The sequence below is a fragment of the Morganella sp. TYF_1 genome (assembly GCF_043105645.1).
GTDB lineage: Bacteria > Pseudomonadota > Gammaproteobacteria > Enterobacterales > Enterobacteriaceae > Morganella > Morganella morganii_B.
Genome location: NZ_JBICLU010000001.1, coordinates 1 through 19,278 on the forward strand (window position 1 = coordinate 1; position 19,278 = coordinate 19,278).

Annotated in this window: 18 protein-coding genes; 8 read left to right on the plus strand and 10 right to left on the minus strand. The window is 47.5% G+C overall.

The window, feature by feature from the left end; genetic code table 11:
* Positions 1-339 precede the first annotated feature (339 nt).
* Positions 340-1,983 (minus strand): methyl-accepting chemotaxis protein, encoded by a 1,644-nt coding sequence (locus ACF8OF_RS00005; protein ID WP_274371812.1) that lies wholly within the window; start codon positions 1,981-1,983, stop codon positions 340-342.
* 472 nt (positions 1,984-2,455) lie between these two features.
* On the opposite strand from ACF8OF_RS00005, the gene ACF8OF_RS00010 reads away from it, so the two are divergent.
* The gene (locus tag ACF8OF_RS00010) at positions 2,456-3,193 is read left to right on the plus strand and encodes a carbonic anhydrase family protein (RefSeq protein WP_349468096.1); all 738 of its coding nucleotides are present in this window, start codon (positions 2,456-2,458) and stop codon (positions 3,191-3,193) included.
* 60 nt (positions 3,194-3,253) lie between these two features.
* On the opposite strand, the gene ACF8OF_RS00015 is transcribed toward ACF8OF_RS00010, so the two are convergent.
* Positions 3,254-4,360 carry a FliC/FljB family flagellin gene (locus ACF8OF_RS00015; protein WP_392495327.1) on the minus strand — a complete coding sequence of 369 codons (1,107 nt, stop codon included), beginning with the start codon at positions 4,358-4,360 and terminating at the stop codon, positions 3,254-3,256.
* A gap of 350 nt (positions 4,361-4,710) precedes the next feature.
* On the opposite strand from ACF8OF_RS00015, the gene fliD reads away from it, so the two are divergent.
* From fliD to ACF8OF_RS00030, 3 genes are read left to right on the plus strand one after another with little or no spacing between them, the layout of a single operon-like run.
* A complete protein-coding gene (gene fliD / locus ACF8OF_RS00020) occupies positions 4,711-6,180 on the plus strand; it encodes a flagellar filament capping protein FliD (protein WP_349467809.1) in 1,470 nt (489 codons plus the stop codon).
* Positions 6,181-6,237: 57 nt separating this feature from the next.
* On the plus strand, positions 6,238-6,633 hold the full coding sequence (fliS, locus tag ACF8OF_RS00025) for a flagellar export chaperone FliS (RefSeq protein ID WP_025152266.1): 396 nt from the start codon (positions 6,238-6,240) through the stop codon (positions 6,631-6,633).
* A 2-nt stretch (positions 6,634-6,635) separates the two neighbouring features.
* The gene (locus ACF8OF_RS00030; protein ID WP_274371357.1) at positions 6,636-6,983 is read left to right on the plus strand and encodes a flagellar protein FliT; all 348 of its coding nucleotides are present in this window, start codon (positions 6,636-6,638) and stop codon (positions 6,981-6,983) included.
* A 41-nt stretch (positions 6,984-7,024) separates the two neighbouring features.
* On the opposite strand, the gene ACF8OF_RS00035 is transcribed toward ACF8OF_RS00030, so the two are convergent.
* The 8 genes from ACF8OF_RS00035 to fliE form a co-directional block, all read right to left on the minus strand.
* Complete coding sequence (locus ACF8OF_RS00035; protein ID WP_274371356.1) at positions 7,025-7,441, minus strand: flagellar protein FlhE; 417 nt, start codon at positions 7,439-7,441, stop codon at positions 7,025-7,027.
* Positions 7,438-9,543 carry a flagellar biosynthesis protein FlhA gene (gene flhA, locus ACF8OF_RS00040; protein ID WP_349467808.1) on the minus strand — a complete coding sequence of 702 codons (2,106 nt, stop codon included), beginning with the start codon at positions 9,541-9,543 and terminating at the stop codon, positions 7,438-7,440. The genes ACF8OF_RS00035 and flhA overlap by 4 nt, the downstream gene beginning before the upstream one ends.
* A 6-nt stretch (positions 9,544-9,549) precedes the next feature.
* Entirely contained in the window at positions 9,550-10,689 is a 1,140-nt protein-coding gene (flhB, locus tag ACF8OF_RS00045) for a flagellar biosynthesis protein FlhB (RefSeq protein WP_349467806.1), read from the minus strand.
* An 88-nt stretch (positions 10,690-10,777) separates the two neighbouring features.
* On the minus strand, positions 10,778-11,422 hold the full coding sequence (cheZ, locus tag ACF8OF_RS00050) for a protein phosphatase CheZ (RefSeq protein ID WP_392495328.1): 645 nt from the start codon (positions 11,420-11,422) through the stop codon (positions 10,778-10,780).
* Positions 11,423-11,812 carry a chemotaxis response regulator CheY gene (gene cheY, locus ACF8OF_RS00055; protein ID WP_274371354.1) on the minus strand — a complete coding sequence of 130 codons (390 nt, stop codon included), beginning with the start codon at positions 11,810-11,812 and terminating at the stop codon, positions 11,423-11,425.
* 58 nt (positions 11,813-11,870) lie between these two features.
* On the minus strand, positions 11,871-12,917 hold the full coding sequence (locus ACF8OF_RS00060) for a chemotaxis response regulator protein-glutamate methylesterase (RefSeq protein WP_274371353.1): 1,047 nt from the start codon (positions 12,915-12,917) through the stop codon (positions 11,871-11,873).
* 9 nt (positions 12,918-12,926) lie between these two features.
* Positions 12,927-13,790 (minus strand): CheR family methyltransferase, encoded by an 864-nt coding sequence (locus ACF8OF_RS00065; protein WP_274371352.1) that lies wholly within the window; start codon positions 13,788-13,790, stop codon positions 12,927-12,929.
* 121 nt (positions 13,791-13,911) lie between these two features.
* A complete protein-coding gene (gene fliE / locus ACF8OF_RS00070; protein WP_349467803.1) occupies positions 13,912-14,238 on the minus strand; it encodes a flagellar hook-basal body complex protein FliE in 327 nt (108 codons plus the stop codon).
* A 250-nt stretch (positions 14,239-14,488) separates the two neighbouring features.
* On the opposite strand from fliE, the gene fliF reads away from it, so the two are divergent.
* From fliF to fliI, 4 genes are read left to right on the plus strand one after another with little or no spacing between them, the layout of a single operon-like run.
* Positions 14,489-16,219, plus strand: a complete 1,731-nt coding sequence (fliF, locus tag ACF8OF_RS00075) for a flagellar basal-body MS-ring/collar protein FliF (protein ID WP_274371350.1) — start codon at positions 14,489-14,491, stop codon at positions 16,217-16,219.
* Entirely contained in the window at positions 16,216-17,202 is a 987-nt protein-coding gene (gene fliG, locus ACF8OF_RS00080; protein ID WP_274371349.1) for a flagellar motor switch protein FliG, read from the plus strand. Before fliF ends, fliG begins: the two co-directional genes overlap by 4 nt.
* Positions 17,189-17,914, plus strand: coding sequence for a flagellar assembly protein FliH (locus ACF8OF_RS00085; protein WP_349467802.1), 726 nt, complete (start codon positions 17,189-17,191; stop codon positions 17,912-17,914). Before fliG ends, ACF8OF_RS00085 begins: the two co-directional genes overlap by 14 nt.
* Positions 17,911-19,278: a flagellar protein export ATPase FliI gene (gene fliI / locus ACF8OF_RS00090; RefSeq protein ID WP_274371347.1), complete on the plus strand. Its 1,368-nt coding sequence runs from the start codon at positions 17,911-17,913 to the stop codon at positions 19,276-19,278. The genes ACF8OF_RS00085 and fliI overlap by 4 nt, the downstream gene beginning before the upstream one ends.

Here is a 19,278-nt window from a genome sequence, read left to right on the forward strand (position 1 = left end):
AAAAAAAAACTAAAGGGGGGATAAAAAAATAGCGAAAGAAACCCATTGCTATCCGCTTACACCGGGATAATCCGGGATTACCGTAATATGCAACCATCAGGGTTTATTGTTATTATTTATTTCCGCACGCTCACCATCATGAAAAAAGACAACGAAAATGACAGTATTTAAGCGAATTAATCGTACGGATGTCATTAATCCATCATTTAATAAAACACGCACAATCAGACTTTTTTATTAATCAAAAAAAAAGCCCATCGCAGATGGGCAAACAGGGGGTAAAATTATTATACCAACATTATTTTTACTGGTGCCCCGGCTGACAGGGCACCGGGATTATTAAAAAGTTTCCCAGTCATCCCCGTTATCAACCGGAGATGTTTTGGATACCGGCTGTTGTGCCGACGCTATTTTACTCGTTTTCACACCGCTGCTGAGTTCACCGGCGCGGATATGGAACACGGCCACAGACTGCGTCAGTCTGCTGGCCTGCTCTGCAAGCGATGCGGCTGCCGCTGCCGATTGCTCGACTAACGCCGCATTCTGCTGAGTGACTTTGTCCATTTCTGTTACCGCCACACCAATCTGATCAATCCCGCGGCTTTGTTCATCCGAGGCGGACGCTATCTCACTCATAATATCGGTGACGCGGGTAACGGCGCTGACAATTTCATTCATCGTCTCACCGGCACGCTCAACCAGTACCGCACCGGTATCGACTCTGCCGACCGAATCCTCGATCAGGGTTTTAATTTCCCGGGCAGCCTGCGCACTGCGCTGGGCCAGGTTACGCACCTCACCGGCAACAACCGCGAACCCGCGTCCCTGTTCACCGGCACGGGCGGCTTCCACGGCGGCATTCAGCGCCAGGATATTGGTCTGGAAGGCGATACCGTCGATCACACTGATGATATCGGCAATTTTCTTCGAGCTGTCACCAATGCCGCGCATGGTATCCACAACATCATCCACCACTTTCCCGCCGCGCTCTGCGGTCTCAGAGGCGGTTAATGCCAGATGACTGGCCTGACGGGCATTATCAGCATTCTGCCGAACGGTCGCGGTCAGCTCTTCCATACTGGCGGCGGTCTCTTCAAGAGACGCAGCCTGTTGCTCGGTCCGTGAAGAGAGGTCATTATTACCGGCCGAGATCTCACTGGCGCCGCTGTAAATAGCATTGGCACCATCACGGACATCACCGACGGTAACCGCCAGTTCATGCTGCATATGACGCAATGCATCACCCAGCATCCCCATTTCGTTTCTGCCGGTCACATTCACCGGCGTGACCAGATCACCTTTGGCAACAGACTGAATACCTGAAACAATACGATTTAACGGTGTAATAATAATATTACGGATACCCGACCAGATAATCGCGATGCACACTAACAGAACTGCAAATATCACCACAAGTAACCATATCGTTTTGACATACTTCTCAGATGATGCCTTTATATTGCTTTCATAATAATCATTGTATAAACCCTGATAGTCCCCGTGGAGTTTTTCAAACTCACGCATGGCACCGTTTATCGGCATTCTGAGGAACTCATCGGCCTGGTTATTTTTAAGCAAATCATACGATTTCACGTTGAAATCGTAAAATGCATAAAAACTGGCCTGTAATTTTTCAAAATCATATTTGCCATCAATGGTTGACTCGCGAACGGCAAACGCATCCCAGAAAGACTTGGCTTTTTTCAGCTCTTCAGCGGCTGCACTCAATCTTGAATTAACTTCACTTTTATCTTCATTATCAAAAACTCTGGATGCGATATTGATCGATAATCTGGCTTTCAGTAAGTAAACTCGTGCCTCATCCAAATCTATTGCTTTTTTTGTTTCGTTATCAATTTCAACATTGAATTTTTTATCTGTCAGCGCATAGTTAAAGAGATAGGCACCCGTTGTTACCTGCAGTGCAAAGAACAAACAGATGATAATCATCATGCTTGTTGATATTTTAAAACGGCTCAGCATTCTGCCCCCGGAATATTTATTTTTCAGCAATAAACAAACATAAATCACCTTGCCGATTTAACGAAAAAATAAATTGTTATTTATTGGTGACATACAACACCCCCAGGTACGCCTTAAAAATAAAGATATTATTTATCAAATAATTACCGAATTAACATTCACCAACAGCCCAATAAAATAGCAACAATGAAACCTTATCCCATCATTAATCGGCTGTTTAACAACATAGCCAATAACGTATAATTATATTTTCCAGTGAAACATTATGACACGCGTGATAATATTAAAACACAACTTACTCAGTTACAGATATAAAATACCAAGCGGCCAGAAGAATAACAATTAAAATACACAACCGAAAAACAAAAAATATTTTTTATGAAAAAACCAACTAATTTATGTTAGTAGAAATATCTGCCTTTAACCGATATTATTCAATATCGTTTATTACCTCACCGTGTATATATTAAAGATGAAAAGAAAAATATTTTCTACGTCCCTGCTTATTATGAGTTTCTCATGTGTTTCCGCAGAAAATCATGCGCACTGGAGTTATCAGGGCCATGACCATCCTGATAACTGGGGTAAACTTTCTCCTGAGTTTTTATTGTGCGAAACCGGTAAAGCTCAATCACCCGTCAATATAGAGGGTCCCCTGAAAAAGGTTTCCGGTAAACCTGAATTTTTCTTTATTCCAGGGAAACAGGAAATGATGAATAACGGTCATACTATCCAGATTAATACAGAGGGCGGTAATCTATTGAAACTGGGTAGTGACATTTACATACTACAACAATTTCATTTTCATGCACCGGCCGAAAATACCATTAACGGTAAACAGTTTCCGTTAGAAGCTCACTTTGTTTATCAGGATAAAGACGGCGCCCTTGCTGTTCTGGGGCTGATGTTTGAAGAAGGGAAAGGTAATCCGCAATTAGCCCATGCCTGGCAACACATGCCATCAGCGGCCGGGGAGACTGCTGTGCTGAATACACCGGTCAATATTAAAAAATTGCTGCCGGGAAAACAGGATGTTTACCGTTTCAGTGGTTCACTGACCACACCACCATGCTCTGAAGATGTTCAGTGGCTGATTCTGAAGAAACCGGTCAGTGCTTCTGCGGAACAAATCAGTCAGTTCAGAACGGTACTCGGCCAGGATAATAATCGTCCGGTACAACCGCTGAACGGGCGCACTATCCATCATTGATACCGCGTATAAAAAAAGCCCGGCATAATACGATGCCGGGCTTATTGATATCAGAACAGATTAACGCAGCAGAGTCAGAACGTTCTGCGGAACCTGGTTTGCCTGTGCCAGAACAGTTGTACCCGCTGACTGCAGGATGTTCGCACGGCTCATGTTAGATACTTCTACCGCGAAGTCTGCATCCAGGATACGGGCACGGGATTCAGACAGGTTGATAACGGTGTTATCCAGGTTGCTGATAACAGAGTTAAAGCGGTTCTGGGAAGCACCCAAACCTGAACGCATTTCATCAACCATTGCCAATGCATCGTCCATAGTCTGCAGGGTTGTCAGACTTTTAACTACCGGGTCTGTTGCTGCATCGACAGCAGCTGCCGTACCCAGTGTTAATGCCGGATTATCAGGGTCAGTAACATCGATATCTGCTGTGACAGATTTCCATGTACCATCCGCTGCTACACCGATATATGCAGTCTTACCAGTAGCGTCATCTGTGTAAGCATACATTTTACCGCCGGTACCAGTGGCACCGAACAGTTTGGTTTCAATCGCAGTAACATCAGTATCTTTTAAATTATACTTCTCAGCACCATCAACGACCTGCATCCCTTCAGTAACCTGAGATGTTGCAACCATATTCATGATACTGAAACCATCCAGACCCAGCGTACCGGTATCCATCTGACCTAAGTTGATATCGATGGTCTGACCATCGTTCGCACCAACCTGGATGCTCAGCGTCTGATCTTTGCTCAGTACTTTGATGCCGTTGAATTCAGTCTGCTCAGAAACGCGGTTGATTTCAGCCAGACGCTGGTCGATTTCGTCCTGGATAGACTGACGGTCAGATTCGGAGTTAGTACCGTTTGCTGCCTGAACACTTAAACGACGGATGTTCTGCAGGTTATCGTTGATTTCGTTCAGCGCGCCTTCAGTAGTCTGCGCCAGGGAGATACCGTCGTTTGCGTTACGGGATGCCTGAGTCAGACCATTAATGTTAGCGGTGAAACGGTTACTGATCGCCTGACCTGCAGCATCGTCTTTTGCGCTGTTGATACGCAGACCGGAAGAAAGACGTTCGATAGCAGTACCCAGAGCAGCCTGTGATTTGTTCAGGTTATTCTGAGCCACCAGGCTCATGGCGTTGGTATTAATAATCTGTGGCATATTAGGTCCTCTAATATTATGAATAAATACGTGTTATTGCGATACATTTAAAATATCGGTATCAGCGGAAAATAACTAAATAGAGCCGGACACATTTTTTTCCGGATAAAACCGGGTATCCATAACAGAATTCCCCGCTATCAATACGATATAAAAAAGAAAAAAACGCCATCACCTTAAATGCCGTCAACTTTGAAGGCTTTTATAAGGATGATAATTACTGATTTTGTTTGATGTATTTGCCGAACAGGTTTAATTTTATGCAAATATATATTGGCTGTGTCTTTAGAACTGTCTTTTTCATACCGATATTATAAGTATTAACATTCATTCGCAGGCAGGATAATAATATGGCTTCAATAACATCGTTAGGAATTGGTTCAGGTCTGGATACAGCAACAATGCTTGAACAGCTCAAACTCAGTGAGCAAAAGCGTCTGCTGCCTTATACCAATATGCAGAAAAGCTATGAGTCGAAAATTTCTGCCTGGGGGCAGATTTCAAGCTCACTGGATGCCCTGAATAAAAGCATCAAGCCGCTGCAGGGCGATGCATTCAACTCTGTCAATGTCAGCACCAACAAGGCATTTACCGCAACAGCAAAATCCGGAGCAATCGCAGATACGCATGACGTGACAGTGACACAGCTGGCAACGTCACATAAAGCCAAAACTGCGGCAGTAGACGATCCGAATGCTATGCAAGGATCGAAGGATAAGGGTACACGGACAGTCATCATTACCCAGGACGATGGCTCAGAAATGCGCGTGGAGCTGAAGGATGACGAAACATCACTGAACCAGATTGCCAAAGCCATTAACAAGGAAAATGGTGATGTTCAGGCAAGCGTACAACATACTGATGAGGGTCATCAGTTAGTACTGACGTCGAAAACGACCGGTACTGACGGTAACATGAGTGTCCGGGTTGAGGGTGATGATGATCTGGATGATTTCCTGCGTCTGGGTGGCGATGGCAGCAAGCCGGACGGAATGAAAACCGTTGCAGCCGCACAGGATGCAAAACTGACAGTTGACGGCAGTAATTATACCCGTTCAAGCAATACCATCGACGATATCCTGACCGGTGTAACGTTCGAACTGAAAGAAGTCTCCGAAAAAGATCCTTCTGATCCCTCTGGTCAGACCCTGAAGGCGGAAACGTTGTCTCTGACACCGGATATGTCTCAGTATAAAACCAGCATTCAGAATTTCGTTAATGACTACAATGCGCTGATTAATCAGACCACCGCATCCAGCAAATATGTACCGAGTGACTCCTCCGGATTAACGAATGACGATATCCAGAGACCTAACGCAGAAAACGGCGCCTTAATGGGTGATTCCATGCTCCGCGGCCTGGTCAATGAAACCCGTACCGCTGTTAACGGTGTCTACGGTGAAAATGATGCAGAGTACCGGGCATTAGCGGATATCGGTATCACTATCGACCCTAAAACCGGTCTAATGACGCTGAACGAAGACAAACTTGATGCTGCGATTGCGGACAACCCTGATGATGTTGCCAATATTTTTATGGATAAAAACGGCAATGAGGGATTAGCCAGCACCTTAGGCGGGATAATCACCAAATATAATGGTGATTCTGAGAATAAAATTGACGGATCAATCAAAACCGCGACTGACAGCCTGAATAAACAAGTCGATCAGGTCAAAGAACAGATTGACAGAACACAGAAACTGATTGATGCGCAGGTTGAACGTTATCGTATCCAGTTCCAGAATCTGGACAAAACGATGGCCAGCCTCAACAGCACCAGTAATCAGGTCGGCGCTCTCATTTCAACATTAAATAACTAATATTTTGTTTTCCGGACAGGAGACATCTCCTGTCCTTTTTCTGCTACGGAATACATGATGTATACACCTCACAGCTCTAATTCTTATGCGCAGGTCGACTTACAAAGCAAGCTGATTGGCGCAACACCGCACCAGTTAATCACAATGCTGTTTGACGGCGCTCATAACGCTATTTTGCGGGCCAAAATCTATTTTGCTAATGGCAATATCGCAAAGCGTGGTGAAATGATCTCGAAAGCCATCAATATCCTTGATAATGGTTTGCGGGCATCCCTGGATCACAAAATCGGTACCACTATTTCTGCTGATTTAGAGAGCCTTTACGAATACATGTCACGAACCCTGCTTAACGCAAATTTAAAAAATGACCCGGCTTTACTTACCCATGTGGATGAGATATTGATGAATCTGGCAGATACATGGAAAGAAATTTCGCCAAATACAAGAGGTTAACAATGAATAAAACCACTTCCGCCTGTTTTCAGGATGTCTACAAAGAAAACCTGTCTCTGCTTGAAATGGCACGGGAAGAACGCTGGGATGAATTCGCTGAACAGGCAGAACGTTATGTGATTATGATTCACGATGTCTTCGGCATGGAAATTGATGAACTTGATTCCGAAGGAAAGCGCTCTCTGCTGAAAATTATGCAGGATATTCAGGATAATGAGAAAGAAATGACCGATAAATTAAAACAACGCCTTTCTTTTCTCAGAGAGAATATGTCAAGACTTCATCACGGCAACAAATGCAGCCAGCTCTACAGTAATCAGTTTATCTCAGTAAAACAAAATTATCGTTAAACACATCCGCTTACCGCTCAGAGACAGTCTGCCTGTTAATATCAGTTCACTTTATAGTTCATGGTCAGCGAGTTCCGGAGTACTCTCAGAGGAGGACGGAGCTGGCCAATAGCATTCACACTATACACAAAATAGTATGACTCATCCGCAGGCCACCGGGATTTCGGTGTGAACTGCCCGCTTAAACCATACAGTTTTTCACACCCTCCTGAGTAACAAAGCTGAATCTTCAGCCCTGCCGGCGGCGGGGACAACAACGCAACCTGCCAGTAAATCCGGGTGGCCGAGGCCTGCAGCGGAACAGACGCCGGCGCCTCCAGTACATTGCCTCTCATTGACTGGCGGCCCACACTAAGGAGGCCGCCTGCGGATTCTTTTTGCCATGATCCGGTTGTGTTTGCCTGAAGATCCGGACAAAACAACGCCACAATCAGCAAAAGGATCTTTTTACCGGTCATGAGGCATTATCCCCGCCGATAACGGCCGTAATGCGTACTGTCCGGTTATTAGTGATTTCCATATTGGAGAGCACCACCAACTGAGGATAAGCCCGGCGCAGGAAGCGCGACAGCATAACGCGAAGCAGCGGCGTGGTTAATAATACCGGTGTCACGCCCAGCGCGGTTTGCTGAGTAATTGCCCGTTCAGTCTGCGACAGTAAGTTTGCGGCGATACCCGGTTCAATCGATGTGCCGTTCTGTATTGACTGAATAAGCAGACGTTCAATCGTGCTATCCAGGCCGATAACCTGGCATTCCTCACTTCCCGGGAACCATTGCTGGGTGATCGCACGGCCAAGGCTGATACGAACCTGAGAGGTCAGGTCATCCGGATCTGTTATCGTGCCGCAATTGTCAGCAAGGGTATCAATAATCGTGCGCATATCGCGGATAGAGACACGTTCAGATAACAGGTTTTGCAGTACTTTGTGGAAAAGTGTGATCGAAACCAGTCCCGGAATGACATCCTCAACCAGCTTTGGTGATTCTTTGGTCAGGCGGTCCAGAAGCATCTGCGTTTCCTGACGGCTGAACAGTTCATCGGTATGTAAGACAATAAGATGGTTCAGGTGTGTGGCAATAACGGAGCTCGGGTCAACAACGGTATAATTGAGTGTCTGCGCCTCTTCACGCAATACTTCCTCAATCCAGTATGCCGGTAAACCGAATGCCGGGTCTTCGCACATGATCCCTGACAGTTCCCCGTCAGCGCAGCCCGGGTTAATCGCCATCCAGCGTTCAGGCTGAACCTCACCACGACCGATTTCAACACCTTTGAGCAGGATCCGGTAAACGGTCGGTGCCAGATCAAGATTATCCCTGATATGCACGGAAGGAAGTAAGAATCCCATGTCCTGAGCGAATTTTTTACGGATCCCGCGGATACGTGTCAGTAACTGGCCGTCCTGATTACTGTCAACCATCGGGATAAGGCGGTAGCCCACTTCCAGTCTGAGCACATCTTCCATCTGCACATCATTCCAGGACACTTCGGAAGCCTGTGTTTCTTCCTGCTGCAGCTTTTTCACGGCTTCATCTGTATTTTCGCCGGCAGATGATTCCTTTTTCTCATCCCGGCCGCGTAACCACCACGCCAGAAATAACAACGCGCTCGTAAATACCAGGAAGATGAAATTCGGCATCCCCGGAATTAATCCCAGCAGACCGATAACCGCAGCGGAAAGCACCATGACCCGTGGGCTGCTTAACAGCTGTCCGACCATCTGCTCACCGACATCCTGTTCGGTGGATACACGGGTAACGATAACACCGGCAGCGGTGGAAATGATTAAGGCAGGGATCTGGGCAACAAGGCCGTCACCGATAGTCAGCAAGGTATATGTTTCACCCGCCTGGGCGAATGACATATTATGCTGGGTCATCCCTATCAATAATCCGCCGATAAGGTTAATCGCCATGATCAGCAGGCCGGCAATCGCATCACCTCGCACAAATTTACTGGCACCGTCCATCGAACCGTAAAAATCGGCTTCCTGAGTGACATCTTTACGGCGTTTGCGGGCCTCAGCTTCGCCGATCAGACCGGCATTTAAATCCGCATCGATCGCCATCTGTTTACCCGGCATACCATCCAGGGCAAAACGGGCCCCCACTTCCGCAATACGCCCCGCACCTTTGGTAATAACCATAAAGTTAATAATAATCAGAATGGCAAAAACCACGATACCGATGGCAAAGTTACCGCCGACCAGAAAATGACCAAATGCTTCAATAACATGCCCTGCTGCCGCCGGGCCATTGTTCCCGTCCATCAGAACAACACGGGTTGATGCAATATTCAGAGCCAGCCGCAGCAAGGTGGAGAACAGCAGAATAGTCGGGAATGCCGAAAACTCCAGGGTATTCTGGTTAAACATTGCCACCATCAAAATCATCAGAGAAAGGACGATATTGAACGTAAATAATGCATCCAGAATAAACGGCGGCAACGGCAGAACCATCATTGCAAGGATCATGATGATCAGTACAGGGCCTGCAAGAATCTGCCATTGTGTCTGTTTAAAATTCGGTAAACGTAATTTACCGGCGAGATTAGCCATTTCTTGTTACTCTCTGGTTTGAAAATCCATATCCCGCGGAACGGGTAAATTATCGGGTGATTTCGGTTTAATACCTCCGCTGTTACGCCAGCGTCTGATACCGTAAACCCAGGCAAGGACTTCTGCGACGGCGCTGTACAATGTTACCGGGATCTGTTCTCCCGGCTCACAATGGCGATAAAGCGCCCTCGCCAGCGGAGGTGCCTCAAGCGATGGGATCCCGTGCTCTTTTCCCAGTTCACGGATCCGCAGTGCAACTTCACCGGCGCCTTTTGCCAGAACCACCGGGGCAGACATTCCGTTTTCTTTGTACGACAACGCGACGGAATAATGCGTCGGGTTATTGACGATAACGTCTGCATCAGGAACATCCGCCATCATCCTGCCGCGGGCCGCCGCGCGCTGTAACTGGCGGATACGTCCTTTAACCTGCGGATCACCTTCCTGCTGTTTAAATTCATCCCTGATTTCCTGGCGGCTCATCCGGAGTTTCTTCAGATTGCTCATAATCTGGTAAAAAACGTCGTAACCGGCGACAGGAATTAAAAACAAAATCACGGTCAGCAGGGCGTAAAGTATCAGCATCATGGCATCACTTAATGCCCCGACAACCGATTGGTTAACTAATTGAATAAAATATGATTTATTAAGATAGAAAAATAATGCACCGGCACACCCGACTAATGCGACTTTCAGGACACCTTTTAATAATTCAGAAAGCACCTGCTTTGACAGCAGACGCTTAAATCCCGCAACGGGAGAGATACGCTTTAAATCAACCTTGATAGATTTGGCACTTAAGTTCAGTCCGCCAAGCAGCAGCGGGGAAGCAATACCGGTAATATACAGCCCGAGCATAAAAGGCAGCACCGCTTTCATTGCCATACCAAACAGGTTATCCATCTGATAAAACATACGGTTAGTTTCAATTGCTGCGCTGATATCAAACCTCAGTCCTTCAGACAGCAATTGTGAGAGACCTCTTACCAGGTAGCTTCCGGATGAAAACATAAGTGCCCATCCCACCAATAACATCATTACGGATGTTAATTCTTTCGAACGGGGAATTTGTCCTTCTTTGCGTGCCTTCTCCCGTTTATGGGGGGTGGGGTCTTCTGTTTTTTCTACATCACTTTCTTCTGCCATAAGCGTTACAGATCAGTCAGAAAATAAAAAACAGAAAACGGCAGCTGTGATAAACAGCCGCTCCGCAGACACCCTTTACCGCAACACATCAGAAGCCAAGGCTCTCGAGTAAATCGTCCACCTGATCCTGTGTCGCGACAACACCCGTTTTACTCTGGTCAATCTGAGGGCCGTTTTTGAGATCATCCTTTTTATCCGCAGGTGCCGTTTCAGATTCAGGCATGTTTTCAACCAGAACCTGGACCAGCTCTTTTTCCAGCGCCTCAATCAGTTTCATCATCCGCTGAATAACCTGACCGGTCAGATCCTGGAAATCCTGAGCCATCATGATTTCCATCAGCTGCTCATTCGTCTGTCCGGCAAGCACCGGTACGGCGGTCAGAAATGCCCGCGTATCCGTGACTAACTCTTTGGCAACCGGCATTTCCACCGGTTTATCAAACCACTCATCCCACCGGGTGGTTAATTCGGTGGATCGGCTGCTCAGCTCATCCTGCAAAGGACGGGCGATTTCCACACAGTTCAGCGCACGTTCTGCCGCCTGTGATGTTTTACTCACAATATAATTCAGACGATCACGGGCATCCGGAATTGCTTCTGCCGCATCCATAATCGCGCGATCAAGTCCCAGATTCGTCAGACTATCGCGCAACAAACGGGTCAACTGACCTATGCGTGAGAAAATACTCCGGAAATTTTCAGTCGAATGCTGACTCACCTGCGTATCCATCATTTACCACCCGAGTTTTTCAAAAATTTTATTCAGCTTTTCTTCCAGTATTGCTGCTGTAAATGGTTTAACAACGTACCCGTTTGCACCTGCCTGAGCGGCTGCAATGATGTTTTCCTTTTTGGCTTCCGCAGTCACCATCAGCACCGGAAGCGCGGCTAACGCCGGGTCTTTACGGATTTCAGTCAGCAGCTGCAGGCCGTCAACATTCGGCATATTCCAGTCACTGATGACAAAATTGAATGTTGATTCACGTAATTTGTCCAGAGCATCCTGACCATCTTCGGCTTCTTCCACATTATTGAACCCGAGATCCTTGAGTAAATTGCGGACAATGCGCCGCATTGTAGAAAAGTCGTCAACGACTAAGAAACGAAGATTTTTATCTGCCATTACATTTTCCTGATTGTTTAATATTAACCAACATCACACCCGTTAAAGTGCTGAGAAATTAAATACGGTTCGCCTGACCAACGATATTATTGAGGATGCTGCGGGCTATCTGATCGAGGTCAGTCACTTCACATGCCGCATCCAGTTTGACGGCTTCACGCGGCATACCGTAGACCACACACGTTTTTTCACTCTGTGCAATCGTCCATGCACCGGCCTGGCGCATAGCCAGCAATCCCTGAGCACCGTCGCTGCCCATCCCGGTAAGAAGCGCACCAACGGCATTTTTACCGGCCACTTTGGCAACAGAGCATAACAGTGAGTCAACCGATGGCCGATGGCGGTTAATCGGCGGCAGTTCGTTAAGGCTTAAATGATAATTCGCGCCGCTGCGGACTAATTCCATATGCTTACCGCCGGGCGCAATATACGCATGCCCGGGTAAAACACGGTCGCCGTCCTCGCCTTCTTTGACGGAAATCGCGCATAATTTATTCAGTCGTTCAGCAAAAGAGTGCGTGAATCCCGGCGGCATATGCTGAGCAATAACGATTCCCGGGCAGGTTAACGGCATCGGTGTCAGTACGTGACGTAATGCTTCCGTTCCTCCGGTCGAGGCACCAATCGAGATAATTTTTTCACTCCCGACCAACGGTGTCTTAATCGCCGCAGGCTTAATCGCCCGGTTATCGCGGCGATAAACCCGGGCATTTGCCGCCATCCGGATCTTTTCAACAATCATCTCGCTGTAATTGCGCATACTATTTTGCAGATCCATCTGCGGCTTTGTAATAAAATCCACGGCACCGAGTTCTAATGCACTTAACGTAATTTCAGAACCTTTATGCGTTAATGATGAAACCATAATGACGGGCATTGGCCGTAAACGCATCAGACGCTCAAGGAAATTAAGACCATCCATACGCGGCATTTCAACATCCAGCGTCAGAACATCCGGATTATGAATTTTAATTAAATCCCGGGCGATAATAGGATCTAAAGCCACAGCCACCATTTCCATATCAGGCTGGCTGTTAACAATACTGGTCATAATATTTCTAATTAACGTAGAATCATCCACGCACATTACTTTAATCTTTTTCATTATTCCCCTTTACTTTCCCTCTCCGTCAAGTACATAGACTGACTGTCCTTTTAAACGAAAGGGTGTGGTGGATTTACTGAAATGTTCAGAATGACCGATAAATAATAATCCGCCGGGTTTAAGCATTTTAGCAAATCGGTTAATAATAGTTTCCTGAGTTTTCTGATCGAAATAAATCAGAACATTACGGCAGAAGATAGAATCAAAAGGTGCCGGTACATTCCAGGTACTGTTTATAAGATTAAGTGGTTCATAATGAATACAGGAGGCCAGCTCTTTTTTTACTTTAACCAGTTGGCTCTGATCATTTTTACCCCGCAGAAACCAGCGTTTTTTCTGCTCAGGCGTCAGCGATTCAATATCTCTCAGCTGATATAAACCTTGTTTGGCTTTTAATAATACATCAGTATCGATATCTGTTGCCCACACCCGCGGCGGCGTCAGAGACGGGCCAAGCGCCTCTTCAAGCGTTATTGCGATTGATAACGGCTCTTCACCGGTCGATGCGGCGGTACACCACACGGAATAATTATTCGGGCGGGAACGGGCATGCTCTGCAAGAATAGGAAAGTGATACGCTTCCCGGAAAAACGATGTCAGGTTGGTTGTCAGCGCATTGATAAAATGCTGCCACTCACCATCGTTCGTGCTGTTTTCCAGGATATTTATATATTCTTTGAATGAACGGACGTCGAGTTTCCGCAGTCTGCGTGAGAGACGGTTAAATACCATATCGCGCTTTTGCCCGGATAAAACAATGCCGGCACGACGATAAATAAGCTCATTGATTTTTGTCAGTTCTGACTCGTTCAGACTAAGTTGAATATATTCACCCGAGTCTGAACTTCCCCCAACATTATTTTTATTTAACATGTCTGCTTAAACTCTGGTCTTGGTTACCGGAAATAACCTGAAAATCGGATATGACTTCTTACTGTTGTACGTATCTGATCATTATATTTAAGCAATATATCAAATACACAAAAATCAATGGTTAAACAGACATATTCATAATTTCCTGGTACGCATTGACCAGCTTATTCCGGACCTGCACACCAAGGTTTAACGCAACTGATGATTTTTGCAAAGATACCATAACATCATCCAATCCGACCCCCGGCGCTCCAATCATATATTGTTGCGCCTGACTTTTCGCACTGACTTGCAAATCACTAATATTACTTATACTCTGAAACAAAATATCATTGAAATTCGTGGTTTTTGGCTGTTCGTTAATACGACCGGCCTGCGACGCCCCTTTAATTTCATTTGCCTGGATATTAATTTGTTCCAGAATGTTATTCATTGCCTGAATTGACATGGTTTTCTTCTTAAATTTATTGAAATAATCTTACCCAGAATAATTCGTCAACTATATCATGAGCGCAAAAGTGCATCATAGCCTGATAAGTTCACACAAATAGGAACTTATTATGCATTGGTTGTCAGTCGGTCTTATGGATAATGTGCGGTGGTATTATCCGTGACAAAACACAATCAGCCTTATTTTTTATAAGGTCATATTAGCCTTTGTTTGGTAGTTGCTTTATTCATATATACAGGACTATGGCATGAATGCCACAACCGCGAGTAGCAAAAAAAATATCGCTGAAGAGTTCAAAGTCGCACTTGAACGCTTTCGGGCTAACCCGAAAATTATCTTTGCAATTGCAGCTGCAGCAGCACTCTCTGTTGTTGTTGCCTTACTGCTTTGGGCCAGAAGTCCTGATTATCGCTTGCTGTACAGTAACATCAGCGATCAGGATGCCGGAGCAATTGTCGCTCAGCTGGCGCAGATGCAGGTTCCTTATCGCTTTGAAGAGCATGGCGGCGCCATACTCATTCCGGCCGATCAGGTATACGAAGTACGTTTAAAACTGGCGCAACAGGGTTTACCAAAAGGCGGAACCGTCGGTTTTGAACTGATGGATCAGGAAAAATTTGGTATCAGCCAGTTCAGTGAGCAGGTTAACTATCAACGTGCTCTGGAAGGCGAGCTTTCCCGGACGATTGATACTATCGGCTCGATCAGTAATGCCCGTGTTCACCTGGCGTTACCGAAAGCATCACTCTTTGTCAGAGAACAAAAGCAACCTTCGGCCTCTGTCACACTGACAATCGCCAGAGGGGGTACACTGGATCCGAATCAGGTCAATGCTATTACACACCTGGTTTCCAGTGCTGTTCCGGGCCTGACACCGGCCAATGTCACCATCGTTGATCAGAACGGTCAGCTGCTGACGCAAAATGGCGGACAAGGGACGCAAACCTCTCAGCTGAAATATACCGGCGAGATTGAAGCGGACTATCAGCGCCGGATCATTGCGATTCTGTCACCGATTGTCGGGGCCGGTAATGTCCGGGCTCAGGTGACCGCGCAGGTTGATTTTACTGAGCAGGAACAAACGTCAGAGCAATATCAGCCGAATACCGCCGCTGACAAAATGGCTATCCGCAGCCGTCAGAGCAGCTCTTCCGAGCAGGGCGGACGCAATGCCGCCGGCGGTGTTCCGGGGGCATTGAGTAATCAGCCGCCTGTCGCACCGGTCGCTCCGATTGAGGATCCGGCTGCCAATACCGCCGCTAACGGTAATGCAGGGAATAATGCCGGCAACAACGCAGGCAATGCCGCCCAGGGGCAGCAGGGAGCCGCGAATGCAAGAACCGCCGGTACACCATCCGTCCCTTACAGCCAGCGTAACGAGGAAACGACTAACTACGAAGTCGATAAAACCTTAACCCATACCCGCAAAAGTACGGGCACGCTGATGCGCTTATCTGCCGCCATCGTCATCAATAACCAGGTGAATGATGAGGGAGAGAGTATTGCGTTATCAAAAGAGCAGATGGATAAAATTGAAGCGCTTGCCAAAGAAGCCATCGGTTTCTCCGTCCCGCGCGGCGATACCCTGAATATCGTGAATACTCCTTTCAGCACGCTGGACGATATTGCAACTCCGCCGCTGTGGGAACAACCCGCTGTTATCGATGCCGGTCTGACCGCACTGCGTTATCTGCTGGTGCTCATTGTGGCCTGGATTCTGTGGCGTAAAGCGGTTCAGCCATTCTGGATGAAGCACCATGAAATGGCACTTCAGCGCCTGGAGATGGAGAAAGAAAAACGTCAGGCTGAAATTGACGCCAAGCTCAAACGTGCAGAAGACAATTTACGCTCGAAAGCTGAACAGAAAATGCAGAGCGAAGAGAACATGCATAAGCTCCGTGAACTCGCAGAGCATGATTCACAAATTATCGCACTGGTTATCCGTCAGTGGATAAATAAGGAGCAAAAATCATCATGAATGCTTATGAAAAAAGCGCCATTGTCATGATTACGTTAGGTGATGAACGTGCTGCAGCTGTATTTAAGCATCTGAATACGCATGAAGTCACCGAAATAAGCAGCGCGATGGCCAAAATGAGCAGCTACACCTACGAACAGCTTTCGCAGGTGATGAGTGAATTCCATCGTGATGCCGGCGAGTATGCCACGCTCAATATTAATACCAATGAATATCTGCGTAATGTTCTGGTACGGGCGCTCGGTGAAGAGCGCGCCGCCAGCCTGCTTGAGGATCTGCTCGATACCCAGTCCAGTAATGACGGTATTGAAACACTGAACGACATGGAGCCGCAGTCTGTCTGTGATCTGATTCGTGACGAGCATCCGCAGATTATTGCCACGATTCTGGTTCACCTCAAACGCAGCCAGGCTGCGGATGTGCTGGCCCGGTTCGACGAGAAAATCCGTAATGACATCATGCTGCGTATTGCCACCTTCGGTGGTGTTCAGCCTGCCGCATTACAGGAACTGACTGAGGTCCTGAATAATCTGCTGCACGGCCAGAATCTCAAACGAAGCAAGATGGGCGGCGTAAGACCGGCTGCGGAAATTCTGAACCTGATGAAAAGTCAGCAGGAAGATGCCGCCATTGCTGCCGTCAGAGAGTTTGACCAGGAACTGGCTCAGAAAATCATTGATGAAATGTTTCTGTTCGAAAACCTGGTGGAAATGGAAGACCGGAGTATTCAGCGGATCCTGCAGGATATCGAGCAGGAGTCGCTCATTATTGCACTTAAAGGTTCTGATCAGCAATTACGTGACAAGTTCTTCCGTAACATGTCGCGCCGTCAGTCTGAAATTATGATCGACGACCTCAATACCCGTGGTCCGGTACGTATGTCTCAGGTAGAAACTGAACAGAAAAATATCCTTAACCTGGTAAGACGCCTCGCAGAAAGCGGTGAGATTGTTATTGGTGGTGGTGAAGATGTCTACGTCTGATAATGCTCCGCAAAATTCATGGCAGCCATGGGTACCGGCTGATTTATTAGCCGGCAGCAAGGACGACATGCCTGTGATCCCTGCCGACACGCAAAGCAATAATACCGTGTCTGACGAAGCATCCAGGGCCGAGCATGCCCGTCTGCGTCAGGCTGCGGAAAAAAAAGGGTTTGAGCAGGGAAGCTCACAAGGTTATGAGGCCGGACGGAAAGAAGGCTTTGATACCGGATTAGAAGAAGGCAGACAAAAAGGCCTGGAACAGGGCAAAGAAGAGATGGCGCAGCGGCAGAAGGAAATGACTGACCGCCTGGGTGAGCTGATGCATAACCTGCAAAGCTCTCTCGACAATCTCGACTATGTTATCCCTTCCAGACTGATGCAGCTGGCACTGAGCGCCACACGCTCAGTGCTGGGCACACAGGCTATCGGTGATATCAGCACAACGCTGTTACAGGAACGTATAAAAGACATTCTCCGTGATGAGTCTCTGCTGAAAAATGAAGCCTGTTTATGGGTCAGTCAACAGGACAGTGATCTGATTAAAGAACAGTTTTCAAAAACGCTGGCTGCCCGCGGCTGGTCACTGAATACGGATAGCCACATGTTACCCGGCGGGTGCCGTATCACCACCGACGAAATGGAGATCGACGAAAGCCTCGAAATGCGCTGGAAGATGCTGTGCGAGCTGGCACGCGAGGATAATTATAAATGACCTCCGGATTAAAAAAATGGCTTAACGCACTGGATACCAAGGAAAAGGAAATCACAGAGTTACCGCCATACCGGCAATACGGAAAATTGGTCCGGGCAACCGGACTGGTCATGGAAGCGGCCGGGCTGAAACTGCCTATCGGGGCATTGTGTTTTGTTGCCCGCGATAACGGCGGCGAGCAGCAATACATCGAGAGTGAAGTCGTCGGCTTCAATGGCAAGACGCTCTATCTGATGCCGCTGGAGCATGTCGAGGGCCTGTTGCCGGGCGCGCTGATTTACACTGAAAAAAAATATACCGCCGGTAAAAAACTGCCGCTGGGTAAAGAACTGCTCGGCCGGGTGCTTGACCCGAGAGCCAGGCCTCTTGATGGCCTGCCGGTTCCGGTATGTGAAAAGTACGGTGAACTGTTTACCGCTCCTTTCAACCCGCTCCTGCGCGATCCGATAAAGAATGTGCTGGATGTCGGTGTCCGGGCAATCAATGGTCTCCTGACCGTCGGACGCGGACAACGAATGGGGCTGTTTGCCGGATCCGGTGTCGGGAAAAGTGTACTCCTGGGGATGATGGCCCGTTACACAAAAGCGGACGTGATTGTCGTGGGATTAATCGGCGAACGGGGACGCGAAGTAAAAGACTTTATCGAAAATATTCTCGGTAAAGACGGCGTAAACCGTTCCGTGGTCATTGCTGCTCCGGCAGATGTCTCGCCTATCCTGCGTATGCAGGGGGCCGTTTATGCGACACGTATCGCCGAAGATTTCCGTGACAGCGGTCTGAATGTCCTGCTCATCATGGATTCACTGACCCGCTACGCCATGGCACAGCGTGAAATAGCACTGGCGATCGGGGAACCGCCGGCCACGAAAGGGTATCCACCTTCCGTGTTTGCCAAACTCCCTGCATTAGTGGAGCGGACCGGTAACGGCATCAAAGGCGGGGGTTCCATTACCGCTTTTTATACCGTACTGACAGAAGGTGATGACCAGCAGGATCCGATCGCGGATTCCGCCCGTGCAATTCTTGACGGGCATGTCGTACTTTCACGGCGGCTGGCAGAATCAGGCCATTATCCGGCGATTGATATTGAAGCATCCATAAGCCGGGCAATGACGGAAATCATCGCGCCTGCACATTACAAAAAGGTTCAGAGATTCAAACAATTACTCTCTGCATATCAGCGTAACCGCGATCTTATCAGCGTTGGCGCCTATGCGGCCGGTACTGACCCGTTACTGGATCAGGCAATAGCGCTCTACCCCCGTCTTGAACGCTATCTGCAACAAGGTATTTATGAGCAAAGTGAATACGAAGCCTGTTACACACAGCTTTCCGCACTTTTTCCTGAGCTGCCTGATGAATAA